Origin of the sequence: Onishia taeanensis (assembly GCF_013349955.1) — a bacterium.
Lineage (GTDB): Bacteria > Pseudomonadota > Gammaproteobacteria > Pseudomonadales > Halomonadaceae > Onishia > Onishia taeanensis_B.
The window spans coordinates 153,786-169,037 of record NZ_JABVXC010000005.1 but is presented as its reverse complement, the minus strand read 5'-3'; the positions used below and the strand labels follow the sequence as shown (position 1 = coordinate 169,037).

Genomic DNA, 15,252 nt, shown 5'->3' with positions numbered 1-15,252 from the left:
AAACGCTGGCCGCCGCGGTAGATAGACTCGTTGATACACTGGCCAATCAGAGATAATCCCGGACATCCGGGATTGGCGAGCTGGCTTCGCAGTGTATGACGGCCATCACTCGGATGCCGTGGTGGTTCTCCAGCCGTTCCTGTTCCGGCTTGGGCAGCAGGCCGTTGGTTACCACCACGGCTTTTTCCGCTACCCGCCCGCGTGCTTCCTCTTCCAGGCAAGCCACCAGCTGCCGATATTCCGCCCGATGACGCTTCACATAGGCCAACTGCTCGAAGGCATGCGGAATATCACCGGCTCCCTTGAGTTCGACGAGCACGGCCGCATGGCGTTGATTGCCCTGCCAGAGGAAGAGGCCATCGCACTTCGGTTGGTTGTCACGCAACACGCAGCCATCCAGCACGACAGCGACGCCCCGCTCTCCTGTCTTGGGGGTCAGGCGAACCAGCTTGCCCTGCTCACCGAGCGTGTACTCCCCGAGGCACTGCGCCTGTGTGTTGCCCATCTTGCGGCACACGCAGTGCTGATACTCGCCCAGGTTCATGCCTCGCGATGCTCCCACTCGATATCTCGCATCTCGTCATAGAGACGATTGATGGCATTGAAGTGGCCGAGCAGCTTGTCATCGAGCAGGCCCAGATCGGCATCCATCAGCGACTGAGCCTCGTCCGGCGTCACGTGATAGGCAGCCACCTCTTCCGGCGAAAGCGGCAGCAGTGACCGGATGGACTCGCTGGCGATCTCGAGGCCGTCGATCTGGCTGCGCTTGAGGTGATTGTTGAGCGCCTCGACGATAAAGGGGCTATGCGTGGTGACGATGAACTGGGTATTGGAGAAGGTGGCCAGCAGGTCTCCCAGCACTCGCCGCTGCCACTCGGGATGCAAGTGCAGATCGACTTCGTCGATCATCACCACCGCTTCGGCTGCCAGCGGATCGTCCAGCTGCGGATTGGCCATGGCCATGCGTGAACTGAGATCTATGACCAAACCCAACAGGGTCTGATAGCCATCGCTGAGCTGGGCGATGTCAAGCCACTCGCCTTCCTGCTTCACCGCGAAACGCAGTGGATTGAGCTCGACATGCGGCTCGGATAGGTCCGGAAACAACCGTGTGATGGCACGGCGGACGGCGTCCAGCTCGGGAAGTGTCACATCGAAGCTTTTGTGCTGCTTCTGCAGGCGATGCTCCTCGTTTTCCTTGTTGTAGAACCAGACGAAGGCCGACTTGAAGCGCGTATCGGCGTTCAGCGCATTGGCCAGGGCATCGAAGCGTTCATGTGACTTGGGAAATCCTTTGCGACTCCGGGGCAAATCCAGCAAAGCGCGGCTGACGCCATAATAGGCAAACACCGGCAGTTCGAAGGATTCACCGGCCGACCAGGGCTCGATCACAGAAGTGTCCAGGTGCTGCTTGAGCGCCTTCACGCCTCGCCCCGGGGGAATCTCGCCGGTCGTCTTCTTGCTGTTGTCGCGCCGCTGCAGGCGGTCCCAGCCCAGCCCCTGCGGGGTTTCCAGGCTAATCCGCGTGAAGGGAGCCAGGCGGTTATCCCGCTGATGTATCTCACCGCGTTTCTTGAAGGTCATGCCCGACACACCAGGCAGATAGGTGAGGATTTCACCGAGCCCGATGGCGATACCGTCCAGCAGCGTGGTCTTGCCGCTGCCATTCGCGCCCATCAGCAGGGTCAGGCGCGGCCCCAATGTCATCGACAGAGAGGGCTTGGCACGAAAGTTTTCCAGTGTCAGGCACTTGAGCTTCATTCAGAGGCATTCCGCCGGCGAGGGTTAGGCATGGAAGTCTGGCATGTTTGCGAAGGACGGTCGACTGATTGCCCGGTGAGCCACCCGAATCGCAGAATCAGGTACATGTCTCCCTCAGAAACTCACCCGCGAACGCCTGAAAGGCGGGCGTCTCGTAGCCGCGGCGCCACAGCAGGCGCGTGGTGACGGTGCCCATCTCCAGCGTGGTCAGGTCGTCCGGCACGCGGCACAGTTCCAGCACGCTGCGCGGCAGCAGGGTGACGCAGGCGCCCGCCGAAACGGCCGCCACCATGGCGTGGTAGGAGCCGAGCTCCTGAACACGCCACTCGCTCCCGGCGACGATGCCGAGCCGCTGTTCCGCCATGGCGCGGTAGGTGCAGCCCGGCTTGAAGGCCGCCAGGGTGCGGGTGCGAGTACGGGTGATAAGTTCCGCCGGTGTGGTGGCCACAGCATCGGCGGGCGGCAACAGCAGCAGCAACGATTCCTCCCAAACCGGCGCGCTTTGCAGCCCCATCTCGGCCAGGGCTGGCTCGTTCTCAAGCTCGGCGGGCAAGGCCACGAAAGCGCAGTCCAGCCGCCCGTCGCGCACTTCTTCCACCAGCGGGCCGGAGGGGCCGGTGCTGACCTCGAGCCGGGTCGCCGGATGGGCGCGGTTGAAGGCTGCCAGCGGCGCCGGCAGCCGGCTGGCCGCCGTGCTCTCCATGCTGCCGATACGCAGGCTGCCATCACCGCTGCCGCCCACGGCCTGCCGGGCCTCGTCCTCCAGCGCCAGCAGGCGCTGTGCGTAGGTCAGGAAACGCTGCCCCGCCGTCGAAAGCGTGATGCGCTTGCCGAGGCGAATGAACAGCGCCGCGTCCAGCTCCGCCTCCAATTGCTGGATGCGCGTCGTGACGTTGGAGGGGGCACGCCCGAGCCGCGCGGCGGCGCGGGTCACGCTCAGCTCAGCGGCGACGGCCTCGAATATTTTCAGGGTTTCCAGGTCCATATGATTCGCCTTTTGGAATCTATTAACCTATTTTATTCTTAATATGAGAATGAATAAAAGCCATCGTTTCTCGCGCTCTTGGAGGCCGTTCACATGACATCGTCGAATCCCCTGACCGACCGGCTGGGCATCCAGCCCATCATCCAAGCCCCTATGGCTGGCGTCGCCACGCCGGCGCTAGCCGCAGCCGTGTCGAACGCCGGCGGCCTGGGCTCTCTGGGCATCGGCGCCAGCGGAGTTAACCAGGCCCGGACCATGATCGAACAGACCCAGGCGCTGACGTCACGCCCGTTTAACGTCAACGTCTTCTGCCATGCGCCCGCGCGGCGCGACGCGGCTCTGGAGTCGGCCTGGCTCGCGCATCTGGCGCCGCTGTTTCGGGAAAGTGGCGGTGAGCCGCCGGCCGAGCTCGATGAGATCTACCGCAGCTTCGTGGAAGACGATATAGCCTTTGAGATGTTGCTCGAGACGCGGCCCGCCGTGGTCAGCTTTCACTTCGGCTTGCCGTCCGAGACGCGGATACGCGCCCTGCGCGAAGCCGGCATCTACACGCTGGCGACGGCCACCAGCCTGCAAGAGGCGAGAACTATCCAGGCGAGGGGCGTCGACGCGGTCGTGGCCCAGGGCTTTGAGGCGGGCGGGCATCGCGGCTGCTTCGATTCGCAGGCTGGCGATGAACGGCTAAGCACGCTGGTGCTCGTTCGCCGGCTGGTCAAGGAAATGGCCCTGCCAGTCATCGCGGCCGGCGGCATCATGGATGGCCAAGGCATCCGCTCGGCCCTGGCGCTGGGCGCCTGTGCCGCCCAACTGGGAACTGCTTTTATCCTGTGCCCAGAATCGGCGGCCAACGAAGGCTATCGCTCGACCCTCAAGAGCGAACGTGCCGAAATGACCCGCATGACATCGGCGCTGTCGGGGCGGCCGGCACGTGGCATCCTCAACCGCTTGATTCGCCACGCCGAAGCCACGCCCGAAACCATCCCCGAAGTAATGCCCCCCGCTTACCCCGTGGCGTACGATGCGGCCAAGCGCCTCAACGCGGCGGCGGCCGGTCTTGGCCATCATGAATTCGCCGCACACTGGGCCGGACAGGGCGCGCCATTGGCGCGCGAACTCCCCGCCGGCGAGCTCGTGAATCGGCTGCTTCAGGAATGGCGAAACGCCACCTGACGTCATGGGCACGGTGAACGCCTGAATACGATGCGGCGTTGGCTTTGAGGAGTACGCCTAGGATGTAAGGGTGTCGACGGCAGGCGAAGGCTATAGGATGGAGCACACCCCCTCGGCATCGCGTTCAAGGAGGCACCATGCCTGCCACCCGCACGACCTCGCCGGCCCTGGAACGGGCCCACCTGGTGTGGGATCTGTTCATCATCGCGCTGGTGATCGTCAACCTGGCGCTGCTACTGTTCGATAGCCTGTTTCTCTTGCCGCCGTTGAACGCTGCCTTCGAGGCCGTGGCGCCCGGCCTGCATGGCGCTTACGAACAGCACATCCACGCTAATTTCCTCAGCATCGACCTGGCGTTCGTGAGCATCTTCTTGCTCGACGTGCTGCTGGGCTGGGCGGTGGCCATCGCCGAGCGGCACTACCACCGCTGGTTCTTCTATCCCTTCGTGCACTGGTACGACGTGCTGGGCTGCATCCCGCTGGGCGGCTTTAGGTTGCTGCGTATCCTGCGCGTCATCTCGTTGCTGCACCGGCTGCAACGCATGGGGCTGATCGACGTGCGGCGCTGGTATCTCTACAGCGTGATCGCCAAGTATTACGACATCCTGCTGGAGGAGCTCACCGACCGTATCGCCATTCGCATGCTCGATAACGTGCAGCAGGAGTTGCGTTCCGGCGATGGGCTCTCGTCCTCGGTGGTCGAGCGGGTGGTGGAGCCCCGCAAACAGGCGCTGATACGCGAGGTCAGCCAGCGGCTGGAGACCATGGCGGGCGATGCCTACACCAATAACCGAGACGATACCCTGCGCTATGTGCGCGGTCTGGTCAGCCGCACCCTGGCGGAAAGCCCGGAGCTCAAGCGGCTCTCGCGGCTGCCGATGGGCAGCCAGTTGACGCGTGGCCTGGAGGGATCGCTTTCCGACCTGGCCTGCCACCTGGTCGACGAGGCGCTGGCGGGGCTGAAATCGGCGGAGTTTTCATCGCTGGTGGAGCACCTGGCCGAGAGCGGCTTCGATGCCTGGCTGCGCACCGATCCCAAGACCGAACAGATCACCGAGCAAGTGCTGGTGGATATGCTGGAACTGCTCAAGGAACAGATAGGGGTGAAGCGCTGGCAGCAGCACTACGAATAGCGATGCGGCCTGGCCTCGCGAGGGTGGCGTGACCGCGTGCCGTCGATACGCCCTCGGTCAGGCGCCCACGTCCAATTGATCCCAGCCATATTGATCGACCAGTATTTTCAGTTGGGGAGGTCTGTAGCTGGGGTCGGCTTCGTAGCGGCGTCTGACACTGGGATGAATGAGGGTGGGTTTGCCTGAGACGATCAACTCCCGTTGCAACGGAGGCTTCAACCGATAGACGTGTTTGCGGGATTGGTGGAGCTTGCCCCGCTCTCCCGGCGTCAGGCTATCCCGTAGATGCCGCTCCACCATCAGGCCAGCACCTTCGGCTTCGGTGAGCATCCACTCGAGGGGCGTATCAGAGGCGCGAATGCCGGTTCCTTTATCGGGCGGGTAGGAGCCGCCAACATCGGTATGCACGCCGGCAAACCAGACCTGCTTCATATCGACACCTGGCCTGGGCAGCCAGATGGTGGGCTCGAAGTCTTCGCGCTTTTCATCGATGGCCAGGGCCTGGCGCACTACCGAGGCGTTGGCACCGATCTTGGTATCGTAGAATTCGTCATCCCGCTCGAAGAGCCCCATCAGGCTATGGGGAATGCCCAGCGCACCAACGGTGTCCCAGGCGCCGATGAAATGTACCTGCCGCGATACGTGGCTATGGCGGGCCCGAAACGCCATGGCGGCTTCTCCGCGGGGATGGTTCTTCGCGCTGGGGCTCTTGTAGATCTTCCAGGCTTCTGTCACCAAGCGCGCATCCTGGCGTTTGAGAATGCCGCAGTTGTTGATCAGCCCGCTTATGGCTCGCACGGTGTAGGCACCGCGGCTGAAACCAAACAGAAATATCCGGTCACCCGGAGCGTAGTTATGCAGGATATAGCGATAGCCATCCATGATGTTCTTCTGAATGCCCTTGCCGGTCGCTCCCGCGCTCAGGCTATGGTGGTATGAGCCAAGCCCCCAGTCGTAAAAGACATGCTGTTTCAGGTCACCGCCGTCGGGCTTGATGGCTCGGGAGAGCCGCAGCACATTGGTGGGAAAGTCCTGTTTCAGGTCATCCTCGGGGCGGTTCCAGGTACCGTCTGCGCAGACCACAATATTCGCCATCTCCCCATCCTCGCTGGCCACTGTACCCTTCAGTGTAATTCGCCCATGAAAATCGCCAGTGCCGGTCACGGGTCGCGAGTCACGGCCAGTCATACCCTAGCTGCCGGCCGTTTGGTCCTGCTGGAGCACTCTGAGAGAATAAGGCCACATTCATCCCGTGCGGCCTTTAATGGTTGGTCCTTGATAGTTGGTCCTTGATAGTTGCCCTGCCCTAGCGAATGGGCTCACCACGCAAGGTCGCTTTCGTTATCCAGCGACCGCCGCACGGGAACAGTGATAGGAGGTTAGCCATGACGACTAACCCATCGACCATTGCGCCCCTCGATCCCACCCGCGTTGCCATCATCGAACGATTCGGCGGCTCCATCGCGCCACTCGATCCGCTGGGCGCCGAGGTCCGCGGCATCGACCTTTCTGCCCAGGATGCGCCGCCTCAAGAGGTGATCGAGGCACTCGAGCAGGAAATGGCCAAGCGCGGCTTTCTGGTGTTCAAGAACGATACGCCTTTAGAGGCCGATGACTTTCTGCGCGCCAGTTGCTGGTGGGGTGGCAAGGAGCTGCACAGCACTCATGGTGTGCACCCGGCCACCCCCAAGGGCAATCGGCATATCTTCCGCCTGTCGAACGATCAGCGTCATGGCATTCCTGGCGTGGGGCCGCAATGGCACAACGACGGCAGCTTCAACCCGGATACCTTCTCGCATTCGGGCTATCACATCATCCGGCCGGCCGAGCAAGGCGGCGGCACCTACTTCGCCCATCAGGGTGCCGCTTATGACGCCCTCCCAGAGGATCGGCAGGCCTACTGGAGCCGCCTCGCCTCGGTGAACTCCTCATCCGGCGTGGTGCATCCCGTGGTGCATGAGCACCCTATCTCCAAGCGCAAGTGCATCTGGCTACACCTGGGCATGACGGGGGCGGTGATCGAGAAGCTCCCCGACGAGGAGGCCTTTCGTCTGCTGACCGCCGATGAACTGACGCAGCTGTGCCATGAATACAACGACATCCTGAATGCGGGGCTTGAGCACGGCTACGCCGCCGAATTCGAGTATCAGGAAAACGACTGCGTGTTCATCGACAACCTGGCCGTCGCGCATCGCGCGGCTCCCGGTGCTCATCTACCCGCCGAGGAACAGGGCCTGCGGATCATGCACCGCAGCACCGTTCGCGGCACCCAGGACCTCGCGCCCGGCTTCGGCTTGCCGCAGCATGTCGACATTCATGGGCCCAGCCCGCTGGATGACGGCGTTTGGCAGGGCGGCGGCATCGGCTTTCGCTGGGAAGATGGCATTCCGATGCAAAACTAGTCCAGCCTGGCATTCAAGAAAGCATTGAACTCAGGATCGACTCGTCGATGTGTCGAATGCGAGGTGAAAGACACATCCGCACTTTGATGTAGTGCTTATCGCTTTTCTGGGGCAGCCTTGAGAAGGCAACGCTGACTCAAGGCCGCCCAGTGGCAGGCAGGACGCCGGTGCAGCGGTTATGCGCCAGCAGCATTCTGATGCCAAGCCATATCAAGCATCCCGCCCTTCCATGTCCGCTTTGCGGCCAACCAGCCTTCACTCAACCCGCTCCGTCACTTTTTCCGTATCAAATGCCAAGCGCCCAGCGATTGCCTCCATTTCCTCAATCGGCTGATCATAGCTCCAGGCGACGTCATTAATGCTGGAGAATGAGTAGTAGGTGGAATCCCCTTTGAAGGGGCAGTGGGTGACGGTGGAGGACGTCGACAACGTCGACATATCTACATCTTCTTTTGGGATGTAATGGCGGTGTGGATAACCACGCTCGCGCAGTTCGATGGCGTTTTCGCTGTCGGCGATCAGAGTGTCGCCTGAATAGATGCGTACCCGGCGAGTGTGCGGGTGCAGGGTAATACGGGGGGTGTTTGCGATATCAGGCACTACGCAGATCCTTTGCGGCATCCTTGTCAGCACCTAGCCTATCAGGATGTCTGCCGCAGTCACCCGTGCTTTAGCATGTTTTGCATGCGCTCTCTGACTCAAATCAGGCTGATTCAAAGCAGGATGCTTCAAGAAACGCGAGCCATATCACGAACCAGGGCTGCAAAGGCGCCACCATAGCGCGCTGGCGTTTGTGTTGTCGGTATCGCTCGCCAACGCCAAGGCACATTCCGCCACTGGCAGTAGAATAGGTATAGAGGCGCTGCTGCACGTATGCTGAGGCCTCTGTTGCATAGACGGTGCCATAGACGGCTCCGTCATCGCTGACTCCATAAACAACGACGCATGTCTGAAGAACCACCACCGAATTCCGGGTGAAAACTGACAAGGAGCAAAGATGGCATCTTCGATATTCAAGCCGCGACCGCGCGGCGGAGCCTGGCCGGTCGTGAGCGCCTGGCTGGGTGTTGTGCTGGTGGTCGCCGCAGCGGCTCTGATGGCGGGATCAGGCAGCGCCTACCGGTTGGACTGGGTGTCGCTTGGCACCTCATTCTCAATGCTGCGTCAGGGCGCGCACTTGGCGGTAGGCGCAGGCGCGGTGGGCCTGATCACAGTGCTGGTCGCGGCCTTCTGTCGCCGCTGGCGCCTGGTACTGGTGGGGCTGCTCACCAGCGCGGCAGTGGTGGCGATGATCGCCCTGCCCGCTCACATGATGCAGCGGGCTCAAACGGTACCGCCAATCCATGACATCACTACCGATCTCGAGCATCCGCCGGCCTTCGAGGCGCTGGCCGCTGCGCGGGAAGCCGCCCCCAACGAAGTGGCCTATCCGCAGGGCTTCGCCGACCAACAGCGGGCCGCCTATGGCAGGCTGCACGCGCTCACCCTCCCCGTGCCGATGGAAGATGCCATGGCGGCAGTCGAGGCCACGGTAGTCGCTAGAGGCTGGGAGGTCGCGGCCGTCAGCGACTCGAGGCTCGAGGCCACCGCCACCACCCGCTGGTTTGGCTTCAAGGACGACGTAGTGATCCGCCTAACGCAGGTAGATGACGGTGTGAGGGTCGACATGCGCTCGGCATCACGGGTCGGCCAGAGCGACCTGGGCACCAATGCCGCCCGCATCCAGGACTTCCTGAACGATCTGGCGATGCGAATGGCAGCGGGCTAACCGCGGCAGCGCCGGTTAGCGCGGGGCTTGGCTCATTGCGACATCGGCAGCGCTTCCAAACGACGCAGCACCGCTCGGGTGATGGCTTTGCGCTTGGGCAGGTCGGCCAAGCGCTCGGGGGTGTCGAGATTCAACGCGAAGAACACCGGGCCGCTGGGCCGCTCGACCCAGCCGACCCACCAACCGACCTGGCCGTCCCAGCCGCTCTTGGCACGCAGAATCCAGTCACCATCTGCTTGATTGATCATGATGTCTTTCACCAGCCGCTGGTCAGCTTCGGTGAAAGGCAGCGCCATGTCATAGAGCCGCTCGAGGAATTCGACCTGCTCGACGGCACTGACCCTAAGGCTGCCATCTAGCCAGAAGGTCTCGACGTCATCACCCACTCGGGCGTTGCCGTAGCCGATCTCACTCAGGTAGGCCTGCTCGCGCTCGCGACCGATCTGGTTGGCCAGGCGCTGGAAGACCCATACGGTGGAATAGCGCAGCGCCGAGCGCAGGGTCTGGTCCTGGTTCCAGGGCGGCACATCGCGCTCGGTTCCATCCCAGGGAAACACCTCGAACTCGTCATCCACTGCACCGGCATCCAGTGCGAACAGTGCGTGGGGCACCTTGAAGGTAGACGCCGGCGAGAGCCGCTGATTGGCACGTTCGGGATTCACCACAAAGCGTCCTGCACGGCCCTCCCGCTTATCGACAATCACCAGCGTGCCGTTGACAGCCTTTTGCTCGGCGAACACGTCGGCCCAATCAGGGCGTTGTTGCCATTCTTCGGCCGAAGCGTTCAGGGGTATCAGAATCAACAGGGCCGCAGCAGCCAGACGAGCGAATCGTGTCATGAGATCGGCGTTACCCTAGGGGTGAAGGAAGAGCGTAGCGAAAAACGTACCGAAGAACGTACCGAAAAAACAGTCAAGGTAGCTGACGCCACATAGTTTGCTGGCCGTTGGACACTTTTGTGCCTTGCAGTCGCCCCGGCTAGATATGTCACTGTCATCGTAACCACCTTGTCGTCAGCACGAGCTATCTTCAAGGTTCTCTACACTGGCCAAAAGGAAAGGACTTTCCCATGAGCGAGAAAAATGCCTACGAGCAGAAGCTGCGTGCCAAGCTGGATGAGCTACAGGCCGAGCTGGACAAGATGAGGGCAAAAGCCCGAGGCGCCGAGGCCGACGCACGAATCGATCAAGAACAGGAGGTCGACCGGCTAGAGGCGAAGCGCGAGGAGATGCGCGAGAAGCTCGATGAGCTTCGCAACTCAAGCGACGATGCTTGGGACGACGTCAAGGCTGGCGCGGAACGCGCCTGGGACTCGCTTAGCGACTCCTTGGAAAAGGCGCGCTCCCGCTTCAAGTAATTAAGCTACACCCTCCTTTACACAGTAGCGCCCCTGTGGGGCGCTATCGTCTCTCTCCAGACGTTTCCTACAAACTCACGCCCCAAGTCTCTCGCCCCAGCGCCCTTGCGCCACAACAAAGCCAGTCCGTTATGGCGGACGCGTTGGCTGCTAAGGCGTGTTCTTGGCCGCCTACATCGCTGCCTCAATGCCTCATGGGCTGCCTTTGTAGATTGGCTTCTGCGAATCGGTGGCTGCTTCGTCTGAAGAGGGTTGGGCCGATGTGGCCTGTGCTGTAGTGGCTTCGGCCTCATCGGTATTTGCGTCTGATTGGACGGAGTCAGCATCACCGCTACTTGCGCTGGCTTCTTCCTCCGCTTCAGCGGCGGCGGCCTCTTCTGCTTCTGCTTCTTCTGCTTCCTCGATGATATCCGCCTCGGGATGGAGCGGCTCGCCCTCTTCGTCTTGCAGCTGGTAATCGTATGCTGCCTGGAGACCAGTATCTTCTTCACCACTTTCCTCTTCTTCGGCCTGGGCAATGTAGCCTGGATAGAAGGGGGAAAGGATGGCGACCAGAATGCCGAGCGCGGAGAACATGGCGAACGCATTGGCGTAGCCAAATGCATTGACCAGCATGCCGACCACGGGCGAACCGGTCGCTTGCCCCACCGAGACGGCCATGAACGGCAACACCGGGCCAACCGACAGCCGACCCGGCAACAGGCGAATGCCGGTCATCAGGTAAAGGCCCGTCAAACTCATATAAGCCAAGCCGAAGACCAGCGCAGAGAATGCCGCCAGCAGCGGCTGGCCGGGGCTTGCTGCTAGCAAAGCGAGGCTGGCTGCCAGCATCATCAACATCAGGGCATGAGTGATGGGAGGGTTGTTGCGATCGGCCAGGTCCGCCACCACAGCCCCGCCGAGGCCAGCTAGGCCCACCGCGAGCCACAGCCACCCGGTAACACCGGATGACAGGCCGCCAAGGGTGACCACCAGGTCAGGCGCGAAGATCCAGTAGGCCGCTGAGACGAAGCCCATCAGGAAGGCGAATAGCGAGAGCCTGATCAGCCGCGACCACGGCAATTCGTTGATGGGAGGCGGAGGAGCGGCGTTTGCCGGCAAGATCCTCGATACCGAGGGCAACAGAAACCATGCGGCGATCACGCCGATGGCGGCCAGCACGGCGAATGAGATATAGGCGAGGCGCCAGGCGCCGGTCAGGAAAAGCACCGTTGGCACGGCAACGACCACGCCGATACTGGTGCCCGCATTCATGACGGAACTAACACGCCCGTGCAGCGAGCGCCTGACCAGCGCCTGCATGGCCGCCGTGAGCGCCGGCATCATCAGGCCGGTACAAATGCCGCATGCGAACACCCCTGCACCGAGTGTCAGTGCACTACTCGACTGACTGATCAATGCCAGCCCGGCGACGCCGAAGGCGCCGGACAGCACCGCCGCGTTGCGGGCACCGAGGTGGTCAGCAGCGAACGGAGCAACGAGCGTGGCGAGCAGGAAGCTGATGAGGGGCAGCGAGCCGATGATACCGATCACGGACGCCGTGAGTTCCAGCTCATCGCGAATGGGCGGCACGAACAGGCCAAAGGCGAAACGCGCGAGCCCGTAACTGATAGCGATCAGTGCTGCGCCAAAGAGCGCAAACCCGGTACTAGAAAGCGGCTTCATTCGGCCTCCTTTTGGCAAGCATCAACCCTGTCGGCACTCTCAGATCCTGCATCTGCAGCGCCGACCGACCGCTCTAGTCAAGCAGCATACGCAGCGACTGACTATCGCAGGCCCGACGGTAACAGACTCACCCCCGTCTTGGCCCAGGCATGAACCAACCATCAATGTCATTGCGACTGACGTTAGCCCATTGATCGATGCCAAGCGTGCTTCCTCAGGCCTAGCAGGGCTCGTCATCACCTTGCCAGTGCCCGCCAAGGCCCCCATCATCGCACCATCAGCGTGGTAGCATGGCCTCGCCTGCATTATTCAGACCACTCCCCCCGCCTCGACGGCGGACGTTGCATGGAAGGTTGCATGGAAGAGATCAGCTCAACATGGCTATTGGGTCAAGGCGTCAGCCTGGTGGCCTTGGCCCTCTGCCTCGTCGCATTTGCCAGCAAGCGCGATGACAAACTGTTCGTGCTGCTGCTATTCGCCAACGTCGCCTTCGCCGCCCAGTTCGCGCTGTTCGGAAGCTGGGTAGCGGCAGGAATTTCGGCGCTGATCGTGCTGCGCATCGCACTGGTGCGCCGTTTTCCACGTAACGTCAGGCTTATGCTCGGGATGCTAGTGGCGACTCTCGCGGTGGCTGTGCTGACCTGGAGTGGCCCGCGAGACATCCCGGCACTGATGGCCGGGCTGCTGGGCACCTGGGGAATGTTCATGCTGCGCGGCATTGCCATGCGCGCCGCCCTGGCGGCGGCGGCGCTGTGCTGGGTCGCCAGCAACCTGCTGGCCGGCTCGATTGGCGGCACCATCGCCGAAAGCCTGATTTTCGTGACCAACGTGATCACTATTGTCCGCCTCCGGCGTGACGCCCGCCTGCGCTATATCCACGGCTGATGCTGAAACCATTTGAGGCCCTGTCCGAGCCAGTCGCTGAGCCAGTCGCGGAGACAGTCGTTTAACGTGCACCTCACTTCATTTCGAAGCCGCGCTCGACCAGGAAGTCGCGCATGTGGGGACGCAGCTTGGTATCGAATAACGGGGTGAGGTTGTGCGACCAGTCGGCATCCTTGTTACCGCCGCTGCGTTCGCGGTAGTAGCGATGCATGGTGTCGTCGAAGGCCGCCACCTGCTGATGATCATCGTCGTAGACATCTTCCTTGAGAATCGCCTCTACCGGCAGCCGCGGCTTGATGTCGGGGGTCTGGGCCGGGTAGCCAATGCACATGCCGAAGACCGGATAAACATGCTCGGGCAGGTGTAGCAGATCGCTGACGGCCTGGGGATTGTTGCGGATACCTCCGATATAGCAGATGCCAAGTCCTTCGGATTCGGCGGCGACCGCGACGTTCTGGGCCATCAGGGCGGTATCGACACTTGCCACCAGCAGTTGCTCGGTCATGCCGCGCACCACGTTGGCACCGGTCCGTTCCGAGGCCTCGGTGGGGCGTTTCATATCGGCGCAGAACACCAGGAAGTCAGAGGCATCGGCGACATAGGCCTGCCCGCCAGCCAGTTCGGCAATTTTCTGGCGGTTGGCCGGATTCTTCACGTGGATGACGCTGTACGCCTGAACGTGACTGGAGGTGGCGGCACTCTGGCCGGCACGGACGAGCTCCAGCAACAGCTCGTGGGGAATCTTCTGCTCGGTGAACTTGCGGATCGACCGATGGGATTTCAGCAGCTCGATAGTAGCGTTCATAGAATCTCGTAGTATGCAGTCAGGGGATCGGGCAGACTAATCATGGCAGCAAACGTAGGTCAAAATAAATAGCATGCTTATTATATTCCGCTACCAATGTCCGTAATGGCTGCGCGAATCGGGCTGCCGGCATCAGCCTGCCAGGCAAGAAGATGCCGGAACGCACGACTAGTAGAGCGCTGCGCCGATCTCGCGCTCGCCGTCGAGCAGGCAGAACTCGCGGTCTATAAGGTCGTTTGTCTTGACCAGATGCACCAACGCATGGGCGACGTTGGCACGCGAGACGGTATTCTCGCCGCCGGTTTCCTCAAGCGAGGTAGCAACGCGTTCGCTGGCGGGTTCGTCAGTCAATCGCCCGGGCTTGAGAATCAGGTAGGGCACGCCGGCGCTTCTCAAGTAGGCATCGGCAGCAAACTTGGCAGCCATGTAAGGTCGCAGCTTCTCCGGGGCTTCCTGCGGGTTCTCGGCGCGCAGGGCGCTGACCATTAAAAAGCGCTTGATGCCGAGCTCGCGGCTGGCGTCAACGACGCGGGTGGCCGCGTACAAGTCGATCAACAGCGTCTTGTCAGGCCCGGTATGTGGGCCAGAGCCTGCCGTGAACAACACCTGATCGCAGCCTTCGAAGGCATGGCGAAAGTCGCCTTCCAGGTCGGCAATCACGGTGTCGATGCCCTGTTCGGTGAACCAGGCGCGCTGGTCTTCATGGCGGATCATGGCCTTGATAGGCAGTCCGGTTTTGGCGGCAATCGCGCAGAACTGGTGGCCGATCTGGCCGTTGGCACCGATCACTAAGGTGGTCATGCTCGTCTCCCTATCGGTTCTTGTCGCTCGCTAGGTCCCTGATATTGGGCTCCTACTATTAGGTTCCTAATAGTCGTTACCATCAGCATTCTCAACAAGCTGGTGCTGACTGGCAACAGGCAGACAAGATGCCAACGAGATAGAGAGAAAGCGCGCGCTGACGTAAGCTCGCCGCTGACAGGGATAAACCAAGACCGCACCCCTGACCACGCCCACACCATCATGGGCGCCGCAAACCTTCGCTGACCTTTCGAGGAAAATGCCGTGAACCCCGAAGACCTGGAACGCTTGGTGACACTGAAAATGCCCTTTGGCAAGCATCAGGGCACCCTGATCGCGGACCTGCCCGGCGGCTACCTCAACTGGTTTGCCCGGGAGGGTTTTCCTAATGGCGAAATCGGCCGGCTACTGCAACTGATGCAGGAGATCGACCACAACGGCCTCAGCGGGCTGCTCGATCCGCTGCGCCGCCGAGGCTGATTCAGCGGCGGAGGCACTATGAGCGGCGGGTAACAGCCAC

The 15,252-nt window shown here is 61.7% G+C and carries 16 protein-coding genes; 7 read left to right on the top strand and 9 right to left on the bottom strand.

The features are described 5' to 3' along the window. Positions 1 to 46: 46 nt before the first annotated feature. The 3 genes from HUS66_RS08595 to HUS66_RS08585 all read right to left on the bottom strand — a co-directional run bounded on the left by HUS66_RS08595 (position 47) and on the right by HUS66_RS08585 (position 2,746). On the bottom strand, positions 47 to 544 hold the full coding sequence (locus HUS66_RS08595; RefSeq protein WP_217487966.1) for a hypothetical protein: 498 nt from the start codon (positions 542 to 544) through the stop codon (positions 47 to 49). Further along, positions 541 to 1,761, bottom strand: coding sequence for an AAA family ATPase (locus tag HUS66_RS08590; protein WP_175070501.1), 1,221 nt, complete (start codon positions 1,759 to 1,761; stop codon positions 541 to 543). Before HUS66_RS08590 ends, HUS66_RS08595 begins: the two co-directional genes overlap by 4 nt. 97 nt (positions 1,762 to 1,858) lie before the next feature. Next, positions 1,859 to 2,746 carry a LysR substrate-binding domain-containing protein gene (locus tag HUS66_RS08585; protein WP_175070500.1) on the bottom strand — a complete coding sequence of 296 codons (888 nt, stop codon included), beginning with the start codon at positions 2,744 to 2,746 and terminating at the stop codon, positions 1,859 to 1,861. A 93-nt stretch (positions 2,747 to 2,839) separates the two neighbouring features. Here HUS66_RS08585 and HUS66_RS08580 point away from each other — a divergent pair, with 93 nt between their 5' ends. Further along, complete coding sequence (locus tag HUS66_RS08580; protein ID WP_175070499.1) at positions 2,840 to 3,916, top strand: NAD(P)H-dependent flavin oxidoreductase; 1,077 nt, start codon at positions 2,840 to 2,842, stop codon at positions 3,914 to 3,916. Between the two features lie 137 nt (positions 3,917 to 4,053). Then, positions 4,054 to 5,049 carry an ion transporter gene (locus tag HUS66_RS08575; protein WP_175070498.1) on the top strand — a complete coding sequence of 332 codons (996 nt, stop codon included), beginning with the start codon at positions 4,054 to 4,056 and terminating at the stop codon, positions 5,047 to 5,049. Positions 5,050 to 5,106: 57 nt separating this feature from the next. Here the strand turns inward: HUS66_RS08575 and HUS66_RS08570 are convergent, their stop codons facing one another. Then, the gene (locus HUS66_RS08570) at positions 5,107 to 6,144 is read right to left on the bottom strand and encodes a DUF2235 domain-containing protein (RefSeq protein ID WP_175070497.1); all 1,038 of its coding nucleotides are present in this window, start codon (positions 6,142 to 6,144) and stop codon (positions 5,107 to 5,109) included. A gap of 290 nt (positions 6,145 to 6,434) precedes the next feature. Here HUS66_RS08570 and HUS66_RS08565 point away from each other — a divergent pair, with 290 nt between their 5' ends. After that, on the top strand, positions 6,435 to 7,451 hold the full coding sequence (locus HUS66_RS08565; protein WP_175070496.1) for a TauD/TfdA dioxygenase family protein: 1,017 nt from the start codon (positions 6,435 to 6,437) through the stop codon (positions 7,449 to 7,451). A 255-nt stretch (positions 7,452 to 7,706) separates the two neighbouring features. Here the strand turns inward: HUS66_RS08565 and HUS66_RS08560 are convergent, their stop codons facing one another. After that, positions 7,707 to 8,051: a DUF427 domain-containing protein gene (locus HUS66_RS08560; protein WP_282848482.1), complete on the bottom strand. Its 345-nt coding sequence runs from the start codon at positions 8,049 to 8,051 to the stop codon at positions 7,707 to 7,709. Positions 8,052 to 8,448: 397 nt separating this feature from the next. On the opposite strand from HUS66_RS08560, the gene HUS66_RS08555 reads away from it, so the two are divergent. Then, the gene (locus HUS66_RS08555; protein ID WP_175070494.1) at positions 8,449 to 9,219 is read left to right on the top strand and encodes a DUF1499 domain-containing protein; all 771 of its coding nucleotides are present in this window, start codon (positions 8,449 to 8,451) and stop codon (positions 9,217 to 9,219) included. Between the two features lie 32 nt (positions 9,220 to 9,251). Here HUS66_RS08555 and blaOXA read toward each other — a convergent pair whose 3' ends face one another. After that, a complete protein-coding gene (blaOXA, locus tag HUS66_RS08550) occupies positions 9,252 to 10,058 on the bottom strand; it encodes a class D beta-lactamase (protein WP_175070493.1) in 807 nt (268 codons plus the stop codon). A 230-nt stretch (positions 10,059 to 10,288) separates the two neighbouring features. On the opposite strand from blaOXA, the gene HUS66_RS08545 reads away from it, so the two are divergent. Next, complete coding sequence (locus HUS66_RS08545; protein ID WP_175070492.1) at positions 10,289 to 10,576, top strand: coiled coil domain-containing protein; 288 nt, start codon at positions 10,289 to 10,291, stop codon at positions 10,574 to 10,576. Positions 10,577 to 10,768: 192 nt separating this feature from the next. Here the strand turns inward: HUS66_RS08545 and HUS66_RS08540 are convergent, their stop codons facing one another. Next, the gene (locus HUS66_RS08540) at positions 10,769 to 12,241 is read right to left on the bottom strand and encodes an MFS transporter (RefSeq protein WP_175070491.1); all 1,473 of its coding nucleotides are present in this window, start codon (positions 12,239 to 12,241) and stop codon (positions 10,769 to 10,771) included. 357 nt (positions 12,242 to 12,598) lie between these two features. Here HUS66_RS08540 and HUS66_RS08535 point away from each other — a divergent pair, with 357 nt between their 5' ends. Next, positions 12,599 to 13,126 (top strand): YgjV family protein, encoded by a 528-nt coding sequence (locus tag HUS66_RS08535; protein ID WP_175070490.1) that lies wholly within the window; start codon positions 12,599 to 12,601, stop codon positions 13,124 to 13,126. 73 nt (positions 13,127 to 13,199) lie between these two features. Here HUS66_RS08535 and nfsA read toward each other — a convergent pair whose 3' ends face one another. Beyond that, positions 13,200 to 13,931 carry an oxygen-insensitive NADPH nitroreductase gene (gene nfsA, locus HUS66_RS08530; RefSeq protein WP_175070489.1) on the bottom strand — a complete coding sequence of 244 codons (732 nt, stop codon included), beginning with the start codon at positions 13,929 to 13,931 and terminating at the stop codon, positions 13,200 to 13,202. Between the two features lie 168 nt (positions 13,932 to 14,099). Next, positions 14,100 to 14,732: an SDR family oxidoreductase gene (locus HUS66_RS08525; protein WP_175070488.1), complete on the bottom strand. Its 633-nt coding sequence runs from the start codon at positions 14,730 to 14,732 to the stop codon at positions 14,100 to 14,102. 264 nt (positions 14,733 to 14,996) lie between these two features. Here HUS66_RS08525 and HUS66_RS08520 point away from each other — a divergent pair, with 264 nt between their 5' ends. After that, positions 14,997 to 15,212: a DUF3820 family protein gene (locus tag HUS66_RS08520; protein WP_112055562.1), complete on the top strand. Its 216-nt coding sequence runs from the start codon at positions 14,997 to 14,999 to the stop codon at positions 15,210 to 15,212. Positions 15,213 to 15,252 lie beyond the last annotated feature (40 nt).

What these genes read in the sequence shown, in the direction of transcription:
- HUS66_RS08540 (WP_175070491.1), bottom strand. Translation starts at nt 12,241, where the DNA reads ATGAAGCCGCTTTCTAGTACCGGGTTTGCGCTCTTTGGCGCAGCACTG.
- HUS66_RS08580 (WP_175070499.1), top strand. Translation starts at nt 2,840, where the DNA reads ATGACATCGTCGAATCCCCTGACCGACCGGCTGGGCATCCAGCCCATC.
- blaOXA (WP_175070493.1), bottom strand. Translation starts at nt 10,058, where the DNA reads ATGACACGATTCGCTCGTCTGGCTGCTGCGGCCCTGTTGATTCTGATA.
- nfsA (WP_175070489.1), bottom strand. Translation starts at nt 13,931, where the DNA reads ATGAACGCTACTATCGAGCTGCTGAAATCCCATCGGTCGATCCGCAAG.
- HUS66_RS08575 (WP_175070498.1), top strand. Translation starts at nt 4,054, where the DNA reads ATGCCTGCCACCCGCACGACCTCGCCGGCCCTGGAACGGGCCCACCTG.
- HUS66_RS08590 (WP_175070501.1), bottom strand. Translation starts at nt 1,761, where the DNA reads ATGAAGCTCAAGTGCCTGACACTGGAAAACTTTCGTGCCAAGCCCTCT.
- HUS66_RS08595 (WP_217487966.1), bottom strand. Translation starts at nt 544, where the DNA reads ATGAACCTGGGCGAGTATCAGCACTGCGTGTGCCGCAAGATGGGCAAC.
- HUS66_RS08535 (WP_175070490.1), top strand. Translation starts at nt 12,599, where the DNA reads ATGGAAGAGATCAGCTCAACATGGCTATTGGGTCAAGGCGTCAGCCTG.
- HUS66_RS08585 (WP_175070500.1), bottom strand. Translation starts at nt 2,746, where the DNA reads ATGGACCTGGAAACCCTGAAAATATTCGAGGCCGTCGCCGCTGAGCTG.
- HUS66_RS08525 (WP_175070488.1), bottom strand. Translation starts at nt 14,732, where the DNA reads ATGACCACCTTAGTGATCGGTGCCAACGGCCAGATCGGCCACCAGTTC.
- HUS66_RS08545 (WP_175070492.1), top strand. Translation starts at nt 10,289, where the DNA reads ATGAGCGAGAAAAATGCCTACGAGCAGAAGCTGCGTGCCAAGCTGGAT.
- HUS66_RS08555 (WP_175070494.1), top strand. Translation starts at nt 8,449, where the DNA reads ATGGCATCTTCGATATTCAAGCCGCGACCGCGCGGCGGAGCCTGGCCG.
- HUS66_RS08565 (WP_175070496.1), top strand. Translation starts at nt 6,435, where the DNA reads ATGACGACTAACCCATCGACCATTGCGCCCCTCGATCCCACCCGCGTT.
- HUS66_RS08570 (WP_175070497.1), bottom strand. Translation starts at nt 6,144, where the DNA reads ATGGCGAATATTGTGGTCTGCGCAGACGGTACCTGGAACCGCCCCGAG.